Here is a 21,385-nt window from a genome sequence, read left to right on the forward strand (position 1 = left end):
TCCCTCAGAAAACGGGCTGATACGGTCCCAGTTCCACCTGGACGGATTTGAGGCGCGTGTAGTGCTCGAGCGTGGTGATGCCGTTCTCGCGGCCCACGCCCGACTGCTTGTAGCCGCCCACGGGCATTTCGGCGGGGGACTCGCCCCAGGTATTGATCCAGCAGATGCCGGCTTCGAGCCGATGAATCACGCGGTGCGCGCGAGAGAGGCTTTCGGTCACGACACCGGCGGCCAGGCCGAAAAGCGATTCGTTGGCACGTGCGATCACTTCGGTTTCGTTGGCGAAGGCAAGAATGCTCATCACCGGCCCGAAGATTTCCTCCTGCACGATGCGCATGTCGTCGCGGCAACCGGAGAACACGGTGGGCTGCACGTACTGGCCGCGCGCGAAGTCGCCCTGCGTGAGGCGCGCGCCGCCCGCGAGCAGCCGCGCGCCTTCGCGCTTGCCGCTCTCGATATAGCCGAGCACCTTGTCGAGCTGCGCGGCGCTGGCGAGCGGCCCGAAGTTGGTGGCGGGATCGGCGGGGTTGCCCACGCGGATGCGCTTCACGCGCTCGAGCACGAGAGCCTCGAACGCGGCAATGACCGATTGATGGACGAACACGCGCGTGGCGTTGGTGCATACCTGGCCCGCGCTGAAGAAGTTGGCGGTCACGGCGATATCGGCGGCACGCTCGAGGTCGGCGTCTTCGAAGACGATGAGCGGCGACTTGCCGCCCAGTTCCATCGTGACTTCCTTGAGCGTGGAGCCGCCCGCGGCCGCCATGACCTTCTTGCCCGTTTCGACGCCGCCCGTAAACGAAATCTTCTCGATGCCGGGATGCACGCTCAGCATGGCGCCCACACGGCCGTCGCCGTGGACCACGTTGAACACGCCGGGCGGCACGCCCGCCTCGATATAGATCTCGGCGAGCTTCGAGGCCGAAAGCGGCGTGATCTCGCTCGGCTTGAAGATCATCGCGTTGCCGGCGGCGAGCGCGGGCGCCGATTTCCAGCAGGCGATCTGCAGCGGATAGTTCCAGGCGCCGATGCCCGCCGTGACGCCCAGCGGCTCGCGCCGCGTGTAGACGAACGCGCTTTCGCGCAGCGGAATCTGCTGGCCTTCGAGCGCAGGCGCGAGGCCCGCGTAGTACTCGATCACGTCGGCACCGGTGACGATGTCCACGCTGCGCGTTTCGGCGATCGGCTTGCCCGTGTCGCTGGTTTCGAGCGCCGCGAGTTCGTCGTTGCGTTCGCGCAGCAACTCGACCGCGCGCCGCAGCACGCGCGAGCGCTGCATGGCCGTCATGGCGGCCCAGACGCGCTGGCCGTTGCGGGCCGACTGCACGGCGCGGTCGATATCGGCGGCGCTCGCGTGCTGGACCGTGGCGAGCCTGGCGCAGGTGGCGGGATCGTAGGTGTCGAACGTTTCGCCGCTGGTGGCGTCGGTATAGGTGCCGTCGATGAAGAGGCGTTGCAGGGGAAAGAGGGACATCGATTGGCTCCGGGCCGGGTTATTTGCCTGACTTGCCTGAGCGCGGCTTGGCGCGCGCTTCGAGCAGCAGGTCGATGTAGTCGTTGGCCACGCGCAGCGCGGCCTTCGTGTCGAACGGTTCGCCCGTGAGCGCGCCGCGCAGCCAGAGGCCGTCGATCAACGCAGCGAGTCCGCTTGCGGCGCGCCGGGCCGCGGCGCCCGGCAACACCTTCTCGAACTCCGCGCAGAGGTTCGAATGGAGCCGTCGCGTGTTGACGCGCTGCAGCCGGCGCAGCGCGGGCTGGTGCATGCTCTCGGCCCAGAACGCGAGCCAGGTCTTCATGACGGGTGCGTTCACCTGCGATACGTCGAAATTAGCCGCGACGATGGCGCGCAAACGCGCACGCGGTTCGTCTTTCGCGGCGAGGCGACGCCGCACCGTGGCCTCCCAGAGGTCATGTAGCACGTGGCGCATGGTGGCTTCGAGCAGGCCGTCCTTGCCGCCGAAATAGTGACTGACGATGCCAGTCGAAATCTTCGCGTGCTGCGCGACGGTGGCGAGCGTGGTGCCGGAGAGACCCGACTGGTCGATCGATTGCAAGGTGGCGTCGATGAGTTGCGCGCGGCGCACGTCGCGCATTCCGATCTTGGGCATGGTGATTCCGGGCGATTCGGGGAGGTTTCCACTTTAGGTATATTTTATTGAATGTTCAATCAATAAAAACGTAGAAATGGCGGGATCGGCGGATTTTACAAAGTCCGCGTCGGATTACCGATGATCGCGTCGCCGGAACCCTTCGCGAGGCCCGCCAGATAACGGATTGCGCCTGTTTTACAGGGGTTTTTATGCCGCTGGCGTGTCGCGTTAGCGCCAGCGCGTGTCGTGTCTGCGCAAGTCGGGCGAGATTTGGACTTGTACGTTTTGATCCACCGCGCAAGGCGCCATGCGTTGCCGGCGCGGCCCGACAACCTGTATCGCCAGACCAGAGAGACCCGACACCATGAGAAAACTGAATGCGGTGGCACTGAGCGGCATCGCGGTGGCATTGAGCGCCGTCTCGACAGAAAGCCATGCCCAAAGCAGCGTCACCCTGTACGGGATCATCGACGCGGGCGTGACCTACGTGAGCAATGCGGGCGGCTCGCATCAAGTGAAATTCGACGATGGCATTGCGCAGGCGAACCGCTGGGGTCTCAAGGGCACCGAGGATCTCGGCGGCGGGTTGAAGGCCGTGTTCCAGCTGGAGAGCGGCTTTCACCTCGGCAACGGACAGATCGCCAACGGCGGCTCGCTTTTCGGTCGCCTCGCTTATGTCGGACTCCAGAACGATTGGGGCACGCTCACGTTCGGCAATCAGGCCGATATGACGCAAGAGTTCGTCTACCTCTACAACGTCACGGCGTGGGCGAGCGGCTACGCAATCAACCAGGGCGACTTCGACCGCATGAACGGCGACCATCTGCCGAACGCCGTGAAGTTCATGTCGAACACGTTCGGCGGATTCCAGTTCGGCGGCATGTACTCGTTCAGTAACACGCCAGGCGACTTTCACACCGGCAGCGCATGGAGCGTGGGCGCGCAGTACCAGAACGGCCCGTTCGCGATGGGCACCGCGTACACGCAGTTGAACAATCCATCGGGCATCTACGCGTTCGACCCGTACAACATGATTGGCGTGCGCACGTTCTTTGGCAGGCCGACTGTGAGCGTCGATCCCGCCACCGGCGCGGTTAGCTCGCTCTACTCGGAGACGCCGTTCCCCGTGGACAAGCAGGCCACCTTCGGCGCGGGCGCGAGCTACGCCATCGGCGACGTCACGCTCATGGGCGCTTTCACGTACACGCAGATCAAGGCGTTCGGCGAGAGCGAGCACATGCAGGTGGGCGAGGGCGGTGCGAACTGGCAGGTGACGCCCGCGTTCAGCGTGGCGGGCGGCTACCAGTACACCCACTTCGACGGCCACCACTGGAACCAGCTTTCGGCGGGGATGCATTACCTGCTTTCGAAGCGCACGGACGTGTACATCTCAGGCGACTGGCTCAAGGCCTCGCAGGGTGTGGACGCGGTGATCGGCTATAGCTTCACGCCGTCTTCCACCACCACCCAGGCCGATGTGCGCATTGGCTTGCGTCATCAGTTCTGAGCGGACATGCGGGTGCTTTTCCACCGCAAAACATCGGGAAAACCCGCGGTAAAACCCTCGCGAATCGTCCGCCGGAGTCGCCCGCAGCCCCGGCTGGCGAGGCCGTCCAACGGCGATGGCGTTTTTGTTCTATCGGCTGCCACGGCCTCTTTGGTCTACTTGCACTCAAGCTCATCCATGCGCTCAGCGCGAAGGGAAGTCAGATGAACGTCAGCGTTTTCGACCTGTTCAAGATCGGGATCGGTCCGTCCAGCTCGCATACGGTCGGCCCGATGGTTGCCGCGTGCCGCTTCGCGTCCCACATCGAGGACGCCAATCTGCTCGCCTTTGTGCGTCGCGTCAAGGTCGAGCTGTACGGCTCGCTCGGCGCGACGGGCAAGGGCCACGGCACTGACAAGGCGGTGCTGCTCGGCCTCGAAGGCAACTTGCCCGACTCGATCGACCCTGACCAGATCGAGCCGCGCCTCGCCGCCATGCGCCGCGAGAAGACGCTCGTGCTGCTCGGCAAGCAGACCATCCGCTTCGACGAGAAGGAGTGCGTTGGCTTCTTTCGCAAGACGATGGGCGGCGCGAACACACTGCATCCGAACGGCATGCGTTTTCAGGCCTTCGACGAAAACGGGCAGCTGCTCGTCGAAAAAGAGTACTACTCGGTGGGCGGCGGCTTCGTCGTGAACCGCGACGGCGACCGCGTGAACGGCGTGCGCAGCGGACGCGAGGTGCCGTATCCGTTCCGCACCGGCGACGACCTGCTGCGCGTGTGCAACGAGAGCGGCCGGTCGATCGCCGACGTCACCTTTGCGAACGAATGCGCGGCACGTTCGCCGGAAGACGTGCGCGAAGGGCTGCTCGTGATCTGGCGCGCGATGGCCGCCTGCGTGGAGCGCGGCTGCAAGATGCATGGCGAGCTGCCCGGCCCGATGCAGGTGAAGCGCCGCGCCGCCGATCTCTCGGTGCATCTGCGTTCGCGCTCCGAGGAGTCGCTGCGCGATCCGCTGTCGATGCTCGACTGGGTCAATCTCTACGCCATGGCCGTGAACGAAGAGAACGCGGCGGGCGGCCGCGTCGTCACGGCGCCCACCAACGGTGCGGCGGGGGTGATTCCCGCGGTGCTGCACTACTACGTGAAGTTCGTGGCGGGCGCAAACGAAGACGGCATCGCCAACTTCCTGCTCACGGCCGCGGCCATCGGCATCATCTACAAGGAAACGGCGTCGATCTCGGGCGCCGAAGTGGGCTGCCAGGGCGAAGTGGGCGTGGCGTGCTCGATGGCCGCCGCGGCGCTCGCTGCCGTCATGGGCGGCACGCCGCGCCAGGTGGAGAACGCCGCCGAAATCGGCATGGAGCACAACCTCGGCATGACCTGCGACCCCGTGGGCGGCCTCGTGCAGATTCCCTGCATCGAGCGCAACGCCATGGGCGCGATCAAGGCGATCAATGCCGCGCGCATGGCGCTCAAGGGCAACGGCGAGCATTACGTCACGCTCGACAACGTCATCAAGACGATGCGCGAAACGGGTGCCGACATGAAGACGAAATACAAGGAGACGTCGCGCGGTGGTCTCGCCGTGAACGTCATCGAGTGCTAACTGAAGCTAATGGTAACGCGCAACAAGGGGTCTGCGAGATGAGCCGCTATTCGATATTCAGTCTGTTCCGCAACGGGTTGTCGTATCACGAGAACTGGGAGCGGCAGTGGAGAAGCCCGGAGCCGAAGAAGGAGTACGACGTGGTGATCGTCGGCGGCGGCGGGCATGGTCTCGCAACGGCCTATTACCTCGCGAAAGAGCACGGCGTGAAGAACGTCGCGATTCTGGAGAAGGGCTGGATCGGCGGCGGCAACACGGCGCGCAACACGACCATCGTGCGCTCGAACTATCTGTGGGACGAGTCGGCGGCGCTCTATGAGAAAGCGATGAAGCTCTGGGAAGGGCTCTCGCAGGACCTCAACTACAACGTGATGTTCAGCCAGCGCGGCGTGATGAATCTCGCGCATACGCTGCAGGACGTGCGCGATACCGAGCGCCGCGTGAATGCGAACCGCCTGAACGGCGTGGACGCGGAATTCCTCACGCCGGAGCAGATCAAGGAAATCGAGCCGACCATCAACCTGAACAGCCGCTACCCCGTGCTGGGCGCCTCGATCCAGCGCCGCGCGGGCGTGGCGCGCCACGACGCCGTGGCGTGGGGCTTCGCGCGCGGCGCTGACCAGCACGGCGTGGACATCATCCAGAACTGCCAGGTGACGGGCATTCGCCGCGACGGCGCGCGCGTGACCGGCGTGGATACGTCGAAGGGCTTCATCAAGGCGAAGAAGGTCGCCGTGGTGGCGGCGGGCAACACCACGACGCTCGCGGACATGGCCGGCGTGCGCCTGCCGCTGGAAAGCCACCCGCTGCAGGCGCTGGTGTCGGAGCCGATCAAGCCGGTCGTGAACACCGTGATCATGTCGAACGCGGTGCACGCCTATATCAGCCAGTCCGACAAGGGCGATCTCGTGATCGGCGCGGGCGTGGACCAGTACACCGGTTTCGGCCAGCGCGGCAGCTTCCACATCATCGAGGGCACGCTGCAGGCCATTGTCGAAATGTTCCCGGTGTTCTCGCGCGTGCGCATGAACCGGCAGTGGGGCGGCATTGTCGACGTTTCGCCGGACGCCTGCCCGATCATCAGCAAGACCGACGTGAAGGGTCTCTATTTCAACTGCGGCTGGGGCACCGGCGGCTTCAAGGCGACGCCGGGCTCGGGCTGGGTATTCGCGCACACCATTGCGAAGGACGAGCCGCATCCGCTCAACGCGCCGTTCTCGCTGGACCGTTTCTATACCGGCCATCTGATCGACGAACACGGCGCAGCCGCCGTCGCGCACTAGGCAACTTCGTTGCATGGGACCAGAGTAAGGCGCTGAAGCGCCAACTCTGGTCGACAGGAGATCCAAACATGTTGATCATTGAATGCCCGTGGTGCGGTCCCCGCGCCGAAGTCGAGTTCACCTGCGGCGGCGAAGCCGACATCGCGCGTCCGCTCGACACCGACAAGCTCACCGACAAGGAGTGGGGCGACTACCTCTTCATGCGTCATAACCCACGCGGCGTGCATAAAGAGCAGTGGCTGCACGCGCAGGGTTGCCGCCGCTGGTTCATGGCGACGCGCGACACCGTCACCTACGAGATTCAGTCTTACGAAACCTTCGGCGCAGCAAATGGGGCGCAAGGCGACAAGCAAGGGAGCACGCAGCGATGAGCCAGAAGAACCGCCTCGGCGCCGGTGGGCGCGTGAACCGCGCAATTCCGCTGAACTTCACGTTCAATGGCCGCACGTATCAGGGCTTTCAGGGCGACACGCTGGCCTCGGCGCTACTCGCCAACGACGTGCATTTCGTCGCGCGCAGCTTCAAGTATCATCGCCCGCGCGGCATCATGACGGCGGACGTGGCCGAGCCGAACGCTATCGTGCAACTCGAGCGCGGCGCGTATACGGTGCCCAATGCGCGCGCGACCGAAGTCGAGTTGTACCAGGGGCTCGTCGCGACGAGCGTGAACGCCGAGCCCAGCCTCGAAAACGATCGCATGGCGATCAACCAGAAGTTCTCGCGCTTTCTGCCGGCGGGCTTTTACTACAAGACCTTCATGTGGCCGCGTAAATGGTGGCCGAAATACGAGGAAAAGATTCGCGACGCCGCGGGTCTCGGCAAAGCGCCCGAAGTGCGCGACGCCGACCGCTACGACAAATGCTTCGCGCATTGCGATGTCCTCGTGGTGGGCGGCGGCCCCGCCGGCCTCGCGGCCGCGCATACGGCGGGCGCAACCGGCGCACGCGTGATTCTGGTGGACGACCAGCGCGAACTGGGCGGCAGCCTGCTGTCGTGCAAGGCCGATATCGACGGCCGTCCTGCGCTCAATTGGGTCGAGAAGATCGAAGCCGAACTCAAACAGATGCCCGACGTGAAGATCCTGTCGCGCAGCACGGCGTTCGGCTATCAGGACCACAATCTCGTGACCGTGACGCAGCGTTTGACCGAGCATCTGCCGGTTTCCACGCGCCAGGGTGCGCGCGAGCTGTTGTGGAAAATCCGCGCCAGGCGCGTGATTCTCGCCACCGGTGCGCACGAGCGTCCCATCGTGTTCGGCAACAACGATCTGCCGGGCATCATGCTGGCCTCGGCGGTCTCGACGTATATCCATCGCTATGGCGTGTTGCCGGGCCGCAATGCGGTCGTCTTCACGAACAACGACGCGGGCTACCGTTGTGCGCTCGATCTGAAGGCATGCGGCGCGACCGTCACGGTCGTCGATGGGCGCGCCCAGGGCAACGGCGCATTGCAGGCCACCGCGCGCCGCCAGGGCGTGAAGGTGATGTACAACGCGGCCATCAACTGTGCGCACGGCAAGCAGCGTGTGAGTTCAGTCGACGTGGTGGGCTACACGAACGGGCAGGCCGGCGCGCAGCAGGCCACGCTTGCATGCGATCTCGTTGCGGTGTCGGGCGGCTTCAGCCCGGTGCTGCACCTCTTCGCGCAGTCGGGCGGCAAGGCGCACTGGAGCGACGCGAAGGCGTGCTTCCTGCCCGGCAAGCGCGTGCAGGAGGAAGTGAGCGTTGGGGCGGCAGTGGGCGAATTCGGGCTTGGCCGCGCGCTCACGCAGGGCGTGGACGGCGGCATCGACGCGGCGAAGTCGCTCGGCTTCCCGCTCAAGCGGCCCGCTGTGCCCAGGGCAGCCGAGGTCGAAGAGACGCCGCTGCAGGCGCTGTGGCTCGTGGGCAGTCGCAAGGATGCGGCGCGCGGGCCGAAGCAATTCGTCGACTTCCAGAACGACGTCTCGGCAGCGGACATTCTGCTCGCCGCGCGCGAAGGCTTCGAGTCGGTCGAGCACGTGAAGCGTTACACGGCCATGGGCTTCGGCACCGACCAGGGCAAGCTCGGCAATATCAACGGCATGGCGATTCTCGCCAGCGCGCTCGGCAAGACGATTCCCGAGACGGGCACGACGACGTTCCGCCCGAACTACACGCCTGTCACGTTCGGCACGTTCGCAGGGCGCGAACTCGGCGACATGCTCGACCCGATCCGCAAGACCTGCATTCACGAGTGGCACGTGCAGCATGGCGCGGAATTCGAGGACGTGGGCAACTGGAAGCGCCCGTGGTACTACCCGAAAAGCGGGGAGAATCTGCACGCGGCCGTGAAGCGCGAGTGTCTTGCGGTGCGCAACAGCGTCGGTATTCTCGATGCTTCCACGCTGGGCAAGATCGACATTCAAGGCCCCGACGCCGCGAAGCTGCTCAACTGGGTCTATACGAACCCGTGGCTCAAGCTCGAAGTGGGCAAGTGCCGTTACGGCCTGATGCTCGACGAAAACGGCATGGTGTTCGACGACGGCGTGACGGTGCGCCTCGGCGAGCAGCACTACATGATGACGACGACCACGGGCGGCGCGGCGCGTGTGCTCACGTGGCTCGAACGCTGGCTGCAGACCGAGTGGCCCGACATGAAGGTGCGTCTCGCTTCCGTCACCGACCACTGGGCGACGTTCGCCGTGGTCGGCCCGAAGAGCCGCAAGGTGCTGCAGAAGGTATGCAAGGACATCGACTTCGACAACGCCGCGTTCCCGTTCATGTCGTATCGCAACGGCACGGTCGCGGGCGTGAAGTCGCGCGTCATGCGTATCAGCTTCTCGGGCGAGCTGGCCTATGAAGTGAACGTGCCCGCGAATGCAGGCCGCGCCGTCTGGGAAGCGTTGATGGAAGCCGGCGCCGAGTTCGACATCACGCCGTACGGTACGGAAACGATGCACGTGCTGCGTGCCGAGAAGGGCTACATCATCGTGGGTCAGGACACGGACGGCTCGGTCACGCCTTTCGATCTCGGCATGGGCGGTCTCGTCTCGCAGACGAAGGACTTCCTCGGCCGCCGCTCGCTCAAGCGCTCGGATACGGCGAAGGAAAACCGCAAGCAGTTCGTCGGGCTGCTGACCGACGATGCGCAATACGTGCTGCCCGAAGGCGGCCAGATCATCGCACCGGATGCGCAAGCGCGCGCCGACGGCACGACGCCGATGATCGGTCACGTGACGTCGAGCTACTACAGCCCGATCCTGCAGCGTTCCATCGCGCTGGCGGTCGTGAAGGGCGGCTTGAACAAGATGGGCGAGCGCGTGGTGATTCCCATGGCCGATGGCCGGCGCGTGAGCGCGCAGATCGCGAGCCCGATTTTCTACGACACGGAAGGAGTGCGTCAGCATGTTGAATGAAACGAAAGACCCCCTGCCGGTCGCGGAGCGCGTCGTCGGTGTGCGCCTGGAGTCGCCGCTCGCAGGTGCCGCGGATCTGGTCAAGGCGCAGGAGGGACGCGCCTCGAAAGCGTTCGCCATGCGTGAGCTGCCGTTTCGTGACCTCGTGAACGTGCGCGGCGAATTGAGCGACCCGGCGTTCGTCGCGGCGTTCGCCGGCGTGGTTGGCTGCGAGCCGCCGGCCGCGCCGAACACCGTCGCGCGCAGCGACCACTACGACGTGCTTTGGCTCGGACCCGACGAATGGCTCGTACGCTCGCTCGCGCCTGTGCAAACGGGCATGCTCGAAGCGAAGCTGACCCCCGTGCTCGGCGATGCCTATGCGGCGGCCGTGGACGTCGGCAGCGGCAACACGGTGATCGAGATCGAAGGCACGCGGGCGCGCGACGTGCTCTCGCGCGGCTGCCCGCTCGACCTGCATCAGCGGCTCTTCAAGCCGGGTCAATGCGCGCAGAGCGTGTATTTCAAGGCTTCGATCGTGCTGATTCCCACGGGTGACGACCGCTTCGAAATCGTCGTGCGCCGCAGCTTCGCCGATTATTTCTGCCGCATCATGGTCGACGCCGCGGCGTCGGTCGCGCCATGAAGATCGTCGATGCAGCGTTCGAGCCGGCGCTTGGCGCGCTGGGCGCAATCGGTGCGCTCGGCGCACACGACGCGCCGCTCGGGCGCGGCTGGAGCGTATTCGTCGAAGCGTTGAGCGTGCCGGCGCGCATCGGTATCTATCCGCACGAGCACGGTTCCCCGCAGCCGCTCGTGATCGACGCGCAGCTCGGCTATCGCTGCATGCCGCACGAAAAGAACGCGACGGGTGAAGCGGGCGACTGGATCGACTACGACGGCTATTGCACGCGCCTTGCCGACTTTCTCGGGCGCAAGCCGCATACGCGGCTGCTCGAAACGCTGGTGGCGGACATGGCGGCGTTTTCGTTTCGCGAATGGCCCGCGCTGGAAACGCTCAGGCTCGCGGTGCACAAGCCGAAGATCCGGCCGGGTACGCGTCGCGTGGGCGTGGGGCTCGACTGGACGCGCGCCGACTATCGGCAATGGATACGGGCCGACGGGAGTGGGCAGTAGCAGGCAAGACGCGTAGCCGGATGTCGGCGCAAAGCAAGGGCGCGTCGCTTTTTGCACATCGTCGTCTGCGGCGCTCAGGCTACGCTCGAAGCACCGTTGTCTTGCGTACAGTTTGCGCGAGGCAACGCCATCTAGTGAGCAGCGTTGCGAGCTGCATCGAACAGGAGACAGCGAGATGAGCGGTAATCGAGGCGTCGTGTATCAAGGGCCGGGCAAGGTCGAGGTGCAGAACATCGCGTATCCGAAGATGGTCGATCCGAGCGGGCGCTCGATCGGCCATGGCGTCATTCTGAAGGTAGTCAGCACGAATATCTGCGGCTCGGACCAGCATATGGTGCGCGGGCGCACGACGGCGCCCGTCGGCCTCGTGCTGGGTCATGAGATTACCGGCGAAGTGGTGGAGGTGGGCAACGACGTCGAAACGCTGAAGATCGGCGACCTCGTTTCCGTGCCGTTCAACGTGGCGTGCGGGCGCTGTGCGATGTGCCGCGAGCAGCACACCGGTGTTTGCCTGAACGTGAATCCGTCGCGCGCGGGCGGTGCTTACGGCTATGTCGACATGGGCGGCTGGATTGGCGGCCAGGCCGAATACGTGCTCGTGCCGTATGCCGATTTCAACCTGCTGAAGTTTCCCGACCGCGACCAGGCGATGTCGAAGATTCGCGATCTCACGTGCCTCTCCGATATTCTGCCTACCGGCTATCACGGCGCTGTCACGGCGGGTGTGAAGCCGGGCTCGACCGTCTATATCGCGGGCGCGGGTCCGGTGGGAATGGCGGCTGCGGCTTCGGCGCGTTTGCTTGGCGCGGCCTGCACGATCGTCGGCGACATCAATGCCGAGCGGCTCGCGCATGCAAAGGCGATGGGCTTCGAAGTGGTCGATCTTTCGAAAGACGCAACGCTCGGCGAGCAGATCGAACAGATTCTGGGCAAGCCGGAAATCGATTGCGCGGTGGATTGCGTGGGCTTCGAAGCGCACGGGCATGGCGCTTCCGGTCACTCGGAAGAGGCGCCGGCCACGGTGCTGAATTCGCTGATGGAAATCACGCGGCCCGCAGGCATGATCGGTATTCCTGGGTTGTACGTGACGGACGATCCGGGCGCACGCGATGTGGCCGCGCAGCATGGCAGCCTGAGCATCCGGTTTGGGCTTGGCTGGGCCAAGTCGCATACGTTTCATACGGGGCAGACGCCCGTGCTCAAGTACAACCGGAATCTCATGCAGGCGATTTTGTTTGATCGGCTGCCGATCGCCAAGATCGTTAATGTTTCGGTGATTTCGCTTGATGAAGCGCCTGAGGGGTATAAAAAGTTTGATGGCGGTGCGCCGCGGAAGTTTGTGATTGATCCGCATGGGTTGTTGGCCGCTTAATTTTTAGTTTTGGCTTTTGGCCTTTTTTGGGCCTTTCCTTGTTTTCGCGTCGGTATGCATGCGTTGCCCCTGTGCGGGGCGGCACCTACTTTCTTTGCGGCGGCAAAGAAAGTAGGCAAAGAAAGCCGCTCAAACCGCTAATGCCTGCCACAGTTCGCATCTCGACGTACATGGTGAATGGCTCCGGAGCGTCTGTCGCCTCGCACCACCTAAGTTAGTGACAAGGCGCTCATTCATCCCGCTGCTCGCTTCGCGCGCTGCGGTGGGGTCTGCATGGGAAACCACGAGGCATTTCAAGCTTCGCGAGAATGCACGCGCACCACTGGTTTTAGGTTATGCCCTTCGGCGCGCGCAGCGCCGCCGGAAGGATGAGCGCCTTGTCACTCCGTTTTGGGGCGAGTGGTGACAGACGCTCCGGAGCCATTCACCATGTACGGCGAGATGTGAACCGTGGCAGGCGCTGGCGGTTTGAGCGGCTTTCTTTGCCTACTTTCTTTGCCGCCGCAAAGAAAGTAGGTGCCGCCCCGCACAGGGGCAACGCTAGCAGACCAGCGCGAAAGCAAGTTTCAAATATGAACAACAGGCGAAGGGACAACAACAGCCGCCGCCACAGGCGAATCAGCACCAGAAAGCGGTGCAATCCGCTTCCGCCTCTCCCCAGTAGGCGCGCTCCCAAAAGCATCCCGATAGCTCTTGCTAAAGTGACAAGCCGACTGAAACCCGCAGGCCATCGTAATCTGCATAATCGACATATCGGTCTGCAGCAACAGTTCACGCGCCCGCCGCAAGCGCAGCGTTAAATAGTAATGCGTAGGCGTCATGCCAAGATGCTCGTGAAAGAGCCGTTGCAATTGCCGCTGTGACATATTCGCAAGCCGCGCCAGCTCTTCACGTGAAAGCGGCTCTTCGATATTGTTCTCCATAAGCGAGATGACTTCGAAGAGCGACTTGTTCGCGGACCCGAGCCGCGCGACGAGCGGCATGCGCTGCTGGGCAGACGTATCGCGCACATGCTCGACAACGAACTGCTCGGCGATCTGCGTCACGCGAGCTGTGCCCACACGTGCCGTGATGAGATGCAGCATCATGTCGAGCGGCGCGACGCCGCCGGTGCACGTCACCCGGTCGCGGTCGATGACGAAGAGCTCCTTGAGAAAACGCGTCGAAGGAAACTCCTCCTTCAGCGCCGACATGTTCTCCCAATGGATCGCGCAAGCATACCCAGCCAGCAACCCAGACTTCGCCAGCGCATAGGTACCCGTGCAAAGGCTGCCCAGCGCAACACCCATGCGCGCAAAGCGGCGCAGCGCAGCGAGATGGCCGGGCGTGGTGGCCCGCTGCACATCGATGCCGCCGCAGACGAACACGATATCGGGTTGCCCCACGCATTCGGCCGGGCCGGTATCGATGGAAAGCCCGTTGCTCGACGCGACCGGGCCGCCCTCCGGGCTGATGATCGACCACCTGTAAAGCGGCTGTCCGCTCAGGTAGTTAGCCATACGAAGAACTTCGATGGCGTTCGTGAACGCGATCATCGTGAAGTCGGGCAGCGGCATGAACGCGAAGTGCGCTAACGACGCTGTGCGATCCGGCAGCATGGGGGACGATTCCTTGTGATCGGTAGCCTGATGCCCAATGGAGGCCCGGTGAGGCCCGGGGGGCCGGCTACGCTACCGCAATTTTCGAATTTGGCGGGTCCAGTGTGCCATGCGGCAAAACCCTGAGTCATCTGGTCAATAATGCCGGACGCGGGAAATAGGCCGAGAGTGCGGGATTGGTGCACTGCGATGCACGATAAATAATCTGGATTGGGAAACATGGGGCACGGCGCACCGTTAGCGGGCGCTCTAACGTAGCCACTTGTGAAAAATGGACGCGAATGGCGGAAAAGGAAAAGAACGCGTCTGAATTTCGACGTTGAGCGCCAATTCGAACGACAAGAATAGAACCGTCGGTCCCCAGCCGGTCAAGCGGGTTCAAAGCCGCTCTCAAGCCAGTCGCGACGGGGCCTCCAGCCTTGCAGGAAGTCCTTCATTCATCGTCACGGAAGCCCTATGTCGAACACTCAACCTTTCTTCTCGCAAACGCTGGCGCAGCGCGATTCGGCAATCCGCAGCAGCATCCTGAAAGAACTCGAGCGGCAGCAGTCGCAGGTCGAAATGATCGCGTCGGAAAACATCGTGTCGCGCGCCGTGCTCGAGGCCCAAGGCTCGGTGCTGACCAACAAGTACGCGGAAGGTTATCCGGGCAAGCGTTATTACGGCGGCTGCGAATTCGCCGACGAGTTGGAAGCGCTTGCCATCAGCCGCATCAAGCAACTGTTCAACGCCGGCTTTGCCAACGTGCAGCCGCATTCGGGCGCCCAGGCCAACGGCTCGGTCATGCTCGCGCTCGCCAAGCCGGGCGATACGGTGCTCGGCATGTCGCTCGACGCGGGCGGCCACCTGACGCACGGCGCCAGGCCGGCGCTTTCCGGCAAGTGGTTCAACGCCGTGCAGTACGGCGTGAACCGCGAAACCATGCTGATTGACTACGACCAGGTCGAAGAACTCGCGCAGCAGCACAAACCCAGCCTCATCATCGCGGGCTTTTCCGCATACCCGCGCGCACTCGACTTCGCGCGCTTTCGCGCCATTGCCGACTCGGTCGGCGCGAAGCTGATGGTGGATATGGCGCATATCGCGGGCATCATCGCGGCAGGACGCCATCAGAACCCCGTCGAGCACGCGCACGTCGTCACCTCCACCACGCACAAGACACTGCGCGGCCCGCGTGGCGGCTTCGTGCTGACCAACGACGAGGAGATCGCGAAGAAGATCAACTCGGCCGTGTTTCCCGGCCTGCAGGGCGGCCCGCTCATGCACGTGATCGCGGGCAAGGCGGTGGCGTTCGGCGAAGCGCTCGAAGCCAGCTTCAAGACCTATATCGACAGCGTGCTCGCCAATGCGAAGGCACTGGGCGAGGTGCTGAAGGCTGGCGGTGTCGACCTCGTCACGGGCGGCACCGACAACCATCTGCTGCTAGTCGATCTGCGGCCCAAGGGCCTCAAGGGCAATCAGGTCGAGCAGGCGCTGGAGCGCGCCGGCATCACCTGCAACAAGAACGGCATTCCGTTCGACGCCGAAAAGCCCACTGTGACTTCGGGCATTCGCCTCGGTACGCCCGCGGGTACGACGCGCGGTTTCGGCGTGGACGAATTCCGCGAGATCGGGCGACTGATTCTCGAAGTGTTCGACGCACTGCGCACGCATCCCGAAGGCGACGCCGCCACGGAGCAGCGCGTGCGCCGCGAGATCTTCGCGCTGTGCGAACGCTTCCCGATCTATACGCAAGCCTGATTCTTCACACCACCGCCTTTCAATTCCATTCGCGAGTTTCGGAGCGGCTAATGAGCACTCTGCACGACAACAGCATCATCATCGACGGCCTGAACATTTCGAAGTTCGAACGCTCGGTGTTCGAAGACATGCGCAAGGGCGGCGTCACCGCCGTCAACTGCACGGTTTCCGTCTGGGAGGACTTCCAGAAGACCGTGGACAACATTGCGCAGATGAAGCAGCAGATTCGCGAGTACAGCGAGATCCTCACGCTCGTGCGCACGACCGACGACATCTTGCGCGCGAAGAAAGAGAACAAGACCGGCATCATCTTCGGCTTCCAGAACTCGTATGCGTTCGAGGACAACCTCGGCTATATCGAGGTGTTCAAGGAACTCGGCGTGAACGTCGTGCAACTTTGCTACAACACGCAGAACCTGGTCGGCACCGGCTGCTATGAGCCGGACGGCGGCCTCTCCGGCTACGGGCGCGAAGTGATCCAGGAAATGAACCGCGTGGGGATTCTCGTCGATCTTTCGCACGTGGGCGGCAAGACGTCGTCGGATGCGATCGCGTGCTCGAAGAAGCCGGTGACGTATTCGCACTGCTGTCCGTCGGGTCTCAAGGAGCACCCGCGCAACAAGACCGACGAGCAGTTGAAGGAGATTGCCGACGCGAACGGCTTCGTGGGCGTGACGATGTTCGCACCGTTCCTCAAGAAAGGCCCGGACTCGACCGTCGAGGATTATCTGGAGGCGATCGAATACGTGGTCGATCTGATCGGCGAAGACCGCGTAGGCATCGGCACGGATTTCACGCAAGGCTACAGCACCGAATTCTTCGACTGGATCACGCACGACAAGGGCCGTTATCGCCGCCTCACGAACTTCGGCAAGGTCGTGAACCCGGAAGGCATCCGCACGATCGGCGAATTTCCGAATCTCACGGCGGCCATGCAAAAAGCCGGCTGGAGCGAGACGCGCATCAAGAAGGTCATGGGCGAGAACTGGATGCGCGTGTTCGGCGAAGTCTGGGGCGGTTGATCGCCGGGCCTGACCGTGCAGCATGGAAAGGCCATCATTACCAATAAGAAACCCTAACTAAAAAACGCTCGTTGAGTCATTGGAGCCCCACGAAATGCAACCGCAACTGCCGATCGATGTCGATCCCGCCACGGGCGTCTGGACCACGGACGCGCTGCCGATGCTGTACGTGCCGCGTCACTTCTTCACTAACAACCACACAGCCGTGGAAGAGGCGCTTGGCCGCGATGCGTACGCCGAGATTCTCTACAAGGCCGGCTACAAGTCCGCGTACCACTGGTGCGCGAAGGAAGCCGAGAAGCACGGCATTGCCGGCATGGCCGTGTTCGAGCATTACCTGAAGCGTCTTTCACAGCGCGGCTGGGGCCTCTTCACGATACGCGAGGCCGATCCGGCCACCGCGCGCGCGAAGATCGAATTGCGTCATTCGTCGTTCGTGCTCGCGCAACCGGGCAAGGAAGGCAAGCTTTGCTACATGTTCGCGGGCTGGTTCGCGGGCGCGATGGACTGGGTGAACGACACGACGGAAGGCGGAAAGAGCGCGCCGCGTTCGCAATCGAAAGAAGTGCAGTGCGCCGCCGAAGGCCACGCGCACTGCGTCTTCGAAGTCTCGCCGATCGCCGCCTGAACGGCCGCGCCCCCCCCCCCCGCAATACAGGTCACACCGAAAGACACGAACGCCAGAGGTCGTCTGCGATGCGCTACCCGAATCTGTTCAAACCCTTGACGCTCAATCAGCTCACGCTGCGCAACCGCATCGTCAGCACGGCCCACGCCGAGGTCTATGCGGAGCCGGGCGGCCTGCCGGGCGACCGCTATATCCGCTATTACGAAGAAAAAGCCAAGGGGGGCGTGGGCCTGGCCGTATGCGGCGGCTCGAGCCCGGTGTCGATCGACAGCCCGCAGGGCTGGTGGAAGTCGGTGAATCTCGCCACCGACAAGATCATCGATCCGCTCGCGCGTCTGGCCGAGGCCATGCACCGCCATGGCGCGAAGATCATGATCCAGGCCACCCACATGGGCCGCCGCTCCGCCTTTCACGGCGAGCATTGGCCGCATTTGATGTCGCCTTCGGGTGTACGCGAGCCCGTGCACCGCGGCAACGCGAAGATCATCGAGGTGGAGGAGATCCGCCGCATCATCGGCGACTTCGCGGCGGCTGCCAAGCGCGTGAAGGACGCCGGCATGGACGGCATCGAAATCTCCGCCGCGCACCAGCATCTGATCGACCAGTTCTGGAGCCCCCGCACGAACTTCCGCACCGACGAATGGGGCGGCTCGCTCGAAAACCGTCTGCGTTTCGGCGTGGAAGTACTCAAGGCCGTGCGTGAAGCGGTGGGCAAGGACTTTTGCGTCGGCCTGCGCATGTGCGGCGACGAATTCCACGAAGACGGCCTCGATCACGAGCAGCTCAAGGAAATCGCACAGGCGATGTCGGAAACGGGTCTCATCGATTATCTCGGCGTGATCGGCTCAGGCGCGGATACGCACAACACGCTCGCGAACTGCATGCCGCCCATGGCGCTGCCGCCGGAGCCGTTCGTGCATCTCGCGGCGGGCATCAAGTCGGTGGTCAAGCTGCCGGTCATGCATGCGCAGAGCATTCGCGACGCGGGCCAGGCCGAGCGTCTGCTCGCGAGCGGCATGGTCGATCTCGTGGGCATGACGCGCGCGCAGATCGCCGACCCGCACATGGTCATCAAGATTCGCGACGGCCGCGAAGACGAGATCAAGCAGTGCGTGGGCGCGAACTATTGCATCGACCGCCAGTACAACGGGCTCGACGTGCTGTGCGTGCAGAACGCGGCAACGTCGCGCGAAGCGACCATGCCGCACGTGATCGAAAAATCGCGTGGCCCGAAGCGCAAGGTCGTGGTGGTCGGCGCGGGCCCGGCGGGCCTCGAGGCCGCACGCGTGGCGCGGCTGCGCGGCCATGATGTCGTGCTGTTCGAGAAGAACGACGCCGTGGGCGGCCAGATTCTGCTCGCTGCGAAAGCGCCGCAGCGCGAGCAGATGGCGGGCATCGTGCGCTGGTTCGACATGGAGACGAAGCGACTTGGAGTGGATCGTCGCCTTGGCGTGACGGCCGACGAGAAAACCATTCTCGCGGAAAAGCCCGACATCATCGTGCTCGCCACGGGCGGGTCGAGCTTCACGCAGCAGGTTCCGGCCTGGGGCGTGGAAGAGGGGCTCGCCGTGAGCGCATGGGACATCCTCAGCGGCAAGGTCGAGCCGAAGCAGAACGTGCTCGTCTACGACGGCGTGAGCACGCATGCGGGCGCAGGCGTCGCCGATTTCATTTCGAGCCGCGGCTCGAAGGTCGAGATCGTGACGCCGGACGTGAAGGTCGCCGACGACGTGGGCGGCACCACGTTCCCGATCTTCTATCGCCGCCTCTATGCGCAAGGCGTGATTCACACGCCGAATTACTGGCTCGACCGTGTGTACGAAGAAGACGGCAAGAAGATCGCCGTGCTGCGCAACGAGTACACGGAGGAACAGGAAGAGCGCGCCGTCGATCAGGTGGTGATCGAAAACGGCAGCACGCCCAACGACGCCCTGTACTGGAAGCTCAAACCTGAGTCAGTCAATCGCGGGCAGGTGGACGTGCACAAGCTCTTCGCGGCCGAGGCGCAGCCTTGCCTTTCCGAAGAACTCGGCAATGGCCGCTTCCTGCTCTTCCGCGTGGGCGACTGCATCTCCCTGCACAACATTCACGGCGCGATCTACGACGCGCTGCGGCTCGCCAAGGACTTCTGAACCATGAATCCGACCTGGCTCATTACCGCGCTGCTGTGGGTGTCGATGGCGGGGCTCGCATTCGCGGTCGCGAAGCGGGCCGCTTTCTGGCGGATGGGGCGTGCCGCCGCGCCTGGCTCCGTCGGCGTCGGCAAGCTGTTCAGTATCCCGAAACGTTATTTCGTCGATCTGCACCACGTGGTGGCGCGCGACCCGTACATCGCCAGGACGCACGTCGCCACCGCGGGCGGCGCCATCGCGGCGCTCGCGCTCGTGTTCGTCAACTACGGATTCGCGATCTATTCGCCATGGCTCGACAAACTGGTTTTTCTCGCGGCCCTCGCCATGCTGATCGGCGTGGTGTTCGTGTGGCGCCGCCGTCACGCGAAGGCGGTGCCGGCACGCCTCTCGCGCGGGCCCTGGAATACGCTGCCGTGGCTGCTCGGTTCGTTCGCGCTGGGCGTGGCGCTCTTCACGGTCGTACCGGCGGGCGCCATGTCGGGCGGCTTCGCGGTGCTCTGCGCGGTGCTGATCGCCGTGGGCGCGTTCGCGATGACGTTCGGCGCGGCGCGCGGCGGCCCGATGAAGCATGCCGTGGCGGGGCTGTTGCACCTCGCGTTCCATCCACGCCAGGAGCGTTTTTCGGCCACGCGCGAGGGCTGGACCGGCAACGGCACGGCCACGCCGCCCACGGCGCTGAAGCTCCCCGACATCGAAGAGAAGCAGGAATACGGCGTGACGAAACCCGTCGAGTTTCGCTGGAACCAGTTGCTGAGCTTCGACGCCTGCGTGCAGTGCGGCAAATGCGAGGCCGCGTGCCCCGCGTTCGCCTCGGGCCAGCCGCTCAACCCCAAGAAGCTGATTCAGGATCTCGTGGTGGGCATGGCGGGCGGCACCGATGCGGCCTATGCAGGCAGCCCCACGCCCGGCATCAAGGTCGGCCAGCATGCCGGCGCGCCGAATGCCCCGATCGTTTCAGGCCTGATCGAAGCGCAAACGCTGTGGTCCTGCACGACCTGCCGCGCCTGCGTACAGGAGTGCCCGATGCTGATCGAGCACGTGGACGCCATCGTCGATATGCGCCGCAACCAGACGCTGGTGCACGGCGAGGTACCGGGCAAAGGACCTGAGGTGCTTGCCAATCTGCGCGAAACGGGCACGGCAGGCGGCTACGACAAGGCCGCGCGCTACGACTGGTCGGTCGATCTCAACGCGCCCGTGGCGCAACCGGGCAAGCGCGTGGACGTCCTCGTGGTGGCGGGCGAGGGTGCATTCGACATGCGCTATCAGCGCACGCTGCGCGCACTAGTGAAGGTCCTCAACAAGGCGGGCGTGAACTACGCGGTGCTGGGCGCGCGGGAAACCGACACAGGCGACGTGGCACGTCGCCTCGGCGACGAAGCCACATTCCAGCAGATGGCGAAGCAAATGATGACGACGCTCGCGTCGCTCAACTTCGCGCGCATCGTCACTGCCGATCCGCACGTCATGCATAGCCTGCGCAACGAGTATCGCGCGCTTGGCGGGCGTTACGAGGTGCTGCATCACACGACCTACCTCGCGGAACTCGCCGCGACCGGACGCATCGCGCCCAAGGCCGTGCAGGCGCTCGCGGAAAAGCGCACGACGTACCACGATCCCTGCTATCTGGGCCGCTACAACGGCGAGACCGAAGCACCGCGCAAGCTGCTCAAGACCATTGGCATCAAGGTGGTGGAGATGGAGCGCCACGGCATGCGAGCACGCTGCTGTGGCGGAGGCGGCGGCGCGCCGCTCACCGATATCCCCGGCAAGCAGCGCATTCCCGACATCCGCATCGCCGACGCGCGCGCAGTCAATGCCGAAGTCGTCGCCGTGGGCTGCCCGCAGTGCACGGCGATGCTCGAAGGCGTCGTGGGTCCGCGCCCCGACGTGCTCGACGTGGCCGAACTCGTCGCCGCCTCGCTGGAGTGA

The 21,385-nt window shown here is 64.1% G+C and carries 16 protein-coding genes; 13 read left to right on the plus strand and 3 right to left on the minus strand.

Going from position 1 to position 21,385, the window contains the following annotated elements; genetic code table 11:
• Positions 1-4: 4 nt before the first annotated feature.
• Both betB and betI read right to left on the minus strand, forming a co-directional pair.
• Complete coding sequence (gene betB, locus AB4Y36_RS29040; RefSeq protein WP_368684808.1) at positions 5-1,474, minus strand: betaine-aldehyde dehydrogenase; 1,470 nt, start codon at positions 1,472-1,474, stop codon at positions 5-7.
• A 19-nt stretch (positions 1,475-1,493) separates the two neighbouring features.
• Positions 1,494-2,108 carry a transcriptional regulator BetI gene (gene betI, locus AB4Y36_RS29045; RefSeq protein ID WP_069267065.1) on the minus strand — a complete coding sequence of 205 codons (615 nt, stop codon included), beginning with the start codon at positions 2,106-2,108 and terminating at the stop codon, positions 1,494-1,496.
• Positions 2,109-2,454: 346 nt separating this feature from the next.
• Here betI and AB4Y36_RS29050 point away from each other — a divergent pair, with 346 nt between their 5' ends.
• From AB4Y36_RS29050 to fdhA, 8 genes are all read left to right on the plus strand, one after another.
• Positions 2,455-3,597 carry a porin gene (locus AB4Y36_RS29050; protein ID WP_368684809.1) on the plus strand — a complete coding sequence of 381 codons (1,143 nt, stop codon included), beginning with the start codon at positions 2,455-2,457 and terminating at the stop codon, positions 3,595-3,597.
• A gap of 203 nt (positions 3,598-3,800) precedes the next feature.
• Positions 3,801-5,186, plus strand: coding sequence for an L-serine ammonia-lyase (locus AB4Y36_RS29055; RefSeq protein ID WP_368684810.1), 1,386 nt, complete (start codon positions 3,801-3,803; stop codon positions 5,184-5,186).
• Between the two features lie 38 nt (positions 5,187-5,224).
• Positions 5,225-6,469: a sarcosine oxidase subunit beta family protein gene (locus AB4Y36_RS29060; protein WP_042260300.1), complete on the plus strand. Its 1,245-nt coding sequence runs from the start codon at positions 5,225-5,227 to the stop codon at positions 6,467-6,469.
• A 68-nt stretch (positions 6,470-6,537) separates the two neighbouring features.
• Positions 6,538-6,840, plus strand: a complete 303-nt coding sequence (locus tag AB4Y36_RS29065; RefSeq protein ID WP_342946223.1) for a sarcosine oxidase subunit delta — start codon at positions 6,538-6,540, stop codon at positions 6,838-6,840.
• Positions 6,837-9,845 carry a sarcosine oxidase subunit alpha family protein gene (locus tag AB4Y36_RS29070; RefSeq protein ID WP_368684811.1) on the plus strand — a complete coding sequence of 1,003 codons (3,009 nt, stop codon included), beginning with the start codon at positions 6,837-6,839 and terminating at the stop codon, positions 9,843-9,845. The genes AB4Y36_RS29065 and AB4Y36_RS29070 overlap by 4 nt, the downstream gene beginning before the upstream one ends.
• Positions 9,835-10,470, plus strand: coding sequence for a sarcosine oxidase subunit gamma (locus tag AB4Y36_RS29075; protein WP_368603527.1), 636 nt, complete (start codon positions 9,835-9,837; stop codon positions 10,468-10,470). The genes AB4Y36_RS29070 and AB4Y36_RS29075 overlap by 11 nt, the downstream gene beginning before the upstream one ends.
• Positions 10,467-10,961, plus strand: coding sequence for a dihydroneopterin aldolase (locus AB4Y36_RS29080; RefSeq protein ID WP_083245461.1), 495 nt, complete (start codon positions 10,467-10,469; stop codon positions 10,959-10,961). Before AB4Y36_RS29075 ends, AB4Y36_RS29080 begins: the two co-directional genes overlap by 4 nt.
• A 175-nt stretch (positions 10,962-11,136) precedes the next feature.
• On the plus strand, positions 11,137-12,333 hold the full coding sequence (fdhA, locus tag AB4Y36_RS29085) for a formaldehyde dehydrogenase, glutathione-independent (protein WP_069267059.1): 1,197 nt from the start codon (positions 11,137-11,139) through the stop codon (positions 12,331-12,333).
• Between the two features lie 566 nt (positions 12,334-12,899).
• Here fdhA and AB4Y36_RS29090 read toward each other — a convergent pair.
• Entirely contained in the window at positions 12,900-13,970 is a 1,071-nt protein-coding gene (locus AB4Y36_RS29090; protein WP_256094981.1) for a GlxA family transcriptional regulator, read from the minus strand.
• A 417-nt stretch (positions 13,971-14,387) separates the two neighbouring features.
• Between AB4Y36_RS29090 and AB4Y36_RS29095 the strand changes: the two genes are divergently transcribed.
• The 5 genes from AB4Y36_RS29095 (at position 14,388) to AB4Y36_RS29115 (ending at position 21,385) form a co-directional block, all read left to right on the plus strand.
• Entirely contained in the window at positions 14,388-15,671 is a 1,284-nt protein-coding gene (locus AB4Y36_RS29095) for a serine hydroxymethyltransferase (RefSeq protein WP_368684812.1), read from the plus strand.
• A 50-nt stretch (positions 15,672-15,721) separates the two neighbouring features.
• On the plus strand, positions 15,722-16,693 hold the full coding sequence (locus AB4Y36_RS29100; protein ID WP_069267935.1) for a dipeptidase: 972 nt from the start codon (positions 15,722-15,724) through the stop codon (positions 16,691-16,693).
• Positions 16,694-16,787: 94 nt separating this feature from the next.
• Positions 16,788-17,321 (plus strand): DUF5943 domain-containing protein, encoded by a 534-nt coding sequence (locus AB4Y36_RS29105; RefSeq protein WP_368684813.1) that lies wholly within the window; start codon positions 16,788-16,790, stop codon positions 17,319-17,321.
• Between the two features lie 68 nt (positions 17,322-17,389).
• Positions 17,390-19,453: an FAD-dependent oxidoreductase gene (locus tag AB4Y36_RS29110; RefSeq protein WP_368684814.1), complete on the plus strand. Its 2,064-nt coding sequence runs from the start codon at positions 17,390-17,392 to the stop codon at positions 19,451-19,453.
• 3 nt (positions 19,454-19,456) lie between these two features.
• Complete coding sequence (locus tag AB4Y36_RS29115) at positions 19,457-21,385, plus strand: (Fe-S)-binding protein (protein WP_368684815.1); 1,929 nt, start codon at positions 19,457-19,459, stop codon at positions 21,383-21,385.

This window comes from Paraburkholderia sp. BR10936, from assembly GCF_040965735.1.
GTDB lineage: Bacteria > Pseudomonadota > Gammaproteobacteria > Burkholderiales > Burkholderiaceae > Paraburkholderia > Paraburkholderia nodosa_A.

Bases quoted from the DNA above. Each gene is read 5' to 3' on its own strand.
- betB (WP_368684808.1), bottom strand. From the start codon at position 1,474: ATGTCCCTCTTTCCCCTGCAACGCCTCTTCATCGACGGCACCTATACC.
- betI (WP_069267065.1), bottom strand. From the start codon at position 2,108: ATGCCCAAGATCGGAATGCGCGACGTGCGCCGCGCGCAACTCATCGAC.
- AB4Y36_RS29050 (WP_368684809.1), top strand. From the start codon at position 2,455: ATGAGAAAACTGAATGCGGTGGCACTGAGCGGCATCGCGGTGGCATTG.
- AB4Y36_RS29055 (WP_368684810.1), top strand. From the start codon at position 3,801: ATGAACGTCAGCGTTTTCGACCTGTTCAAGATCGGGATCGGTCCGTCC.
- AB4Y36_RS29060 (WP_042260300.1), top strand. From the start codon at position 5,225: ATGAGCCGCTATTCGATATTCAGTCTGTTCCGCAACGGGTTGTCGTAT.
- AB4Y36_RS29065 (WP_342946223.1), top strand. From the start codon at position 6,538: ATGTTGATCATTGAATGCCCGTGGTGCGGTCCCCGCGCCGAAGTCGAG.
- AB4Y36_RS29070 (WP_368684811.1), top strand. From the start codon at position 6,837: ATGAGCCAGAAGAACCGCCTCGGCGCCGGTGGGCGCGTGAACCGCGCA.
- AB4Y36_RS29075 (WP_368603527.1), top strand. From the start codon at position 9,835: ATGTTGAATGAAACGAAAGACCCCCTGCCGGTCGCGGAGCGCGTCGTC.
- AB4Y36_RS29080 (WP_083245461.1), top strand. From the start codon at position 10,467: ATGAAGATCGTCGATGCAGCGTTCGAGCCGGCGCTTGGCGCGCTGGGC.
- fdhA (WP_069267059.1), top strand. From the start codon at position 11,137: ATGAGCGGTAATCGAGGCGTCGTGTATCAAGGGCCGGGCAAGGTCGAG.
- AB4Y36_RS29095 (WP_368684812.1), top strand. From the start codon at position 14,388: ATGTCGAACACTCAACCTTTCTTCTCGCAAACGCTGGCGCAGCGCGAT.
- AB4Y36_RS29100 (WP_069267935.1), top strand. From the start codon at position 15,722: ATGAGCACTCTGCACGACAACAGCATCATCATCGACGGCCTGAACATT.
- AB4Y36_RS29105 (WP_368684813.1), top strand. From the start codon at position 16,788: ATGCAACCGCAACTGCCGATCGATGTCGATCCCGCCACGGGCGTCTGG.
- AB4Y36_RS29110 (WP_368684814.1), top strand. From the start codon at position 17,390: ATGCGCTACCCGAATCTGTTCAAACCCTTGACGCTCAATCAGCTCACG.
- AB4Y36_RS29115 (WP_368684815.1), top strand. From the start codon at position 19,457: ATGAATCCGACCTGGCTCATTACCGCGCTGCTGTGGGTGTCGATGGCG.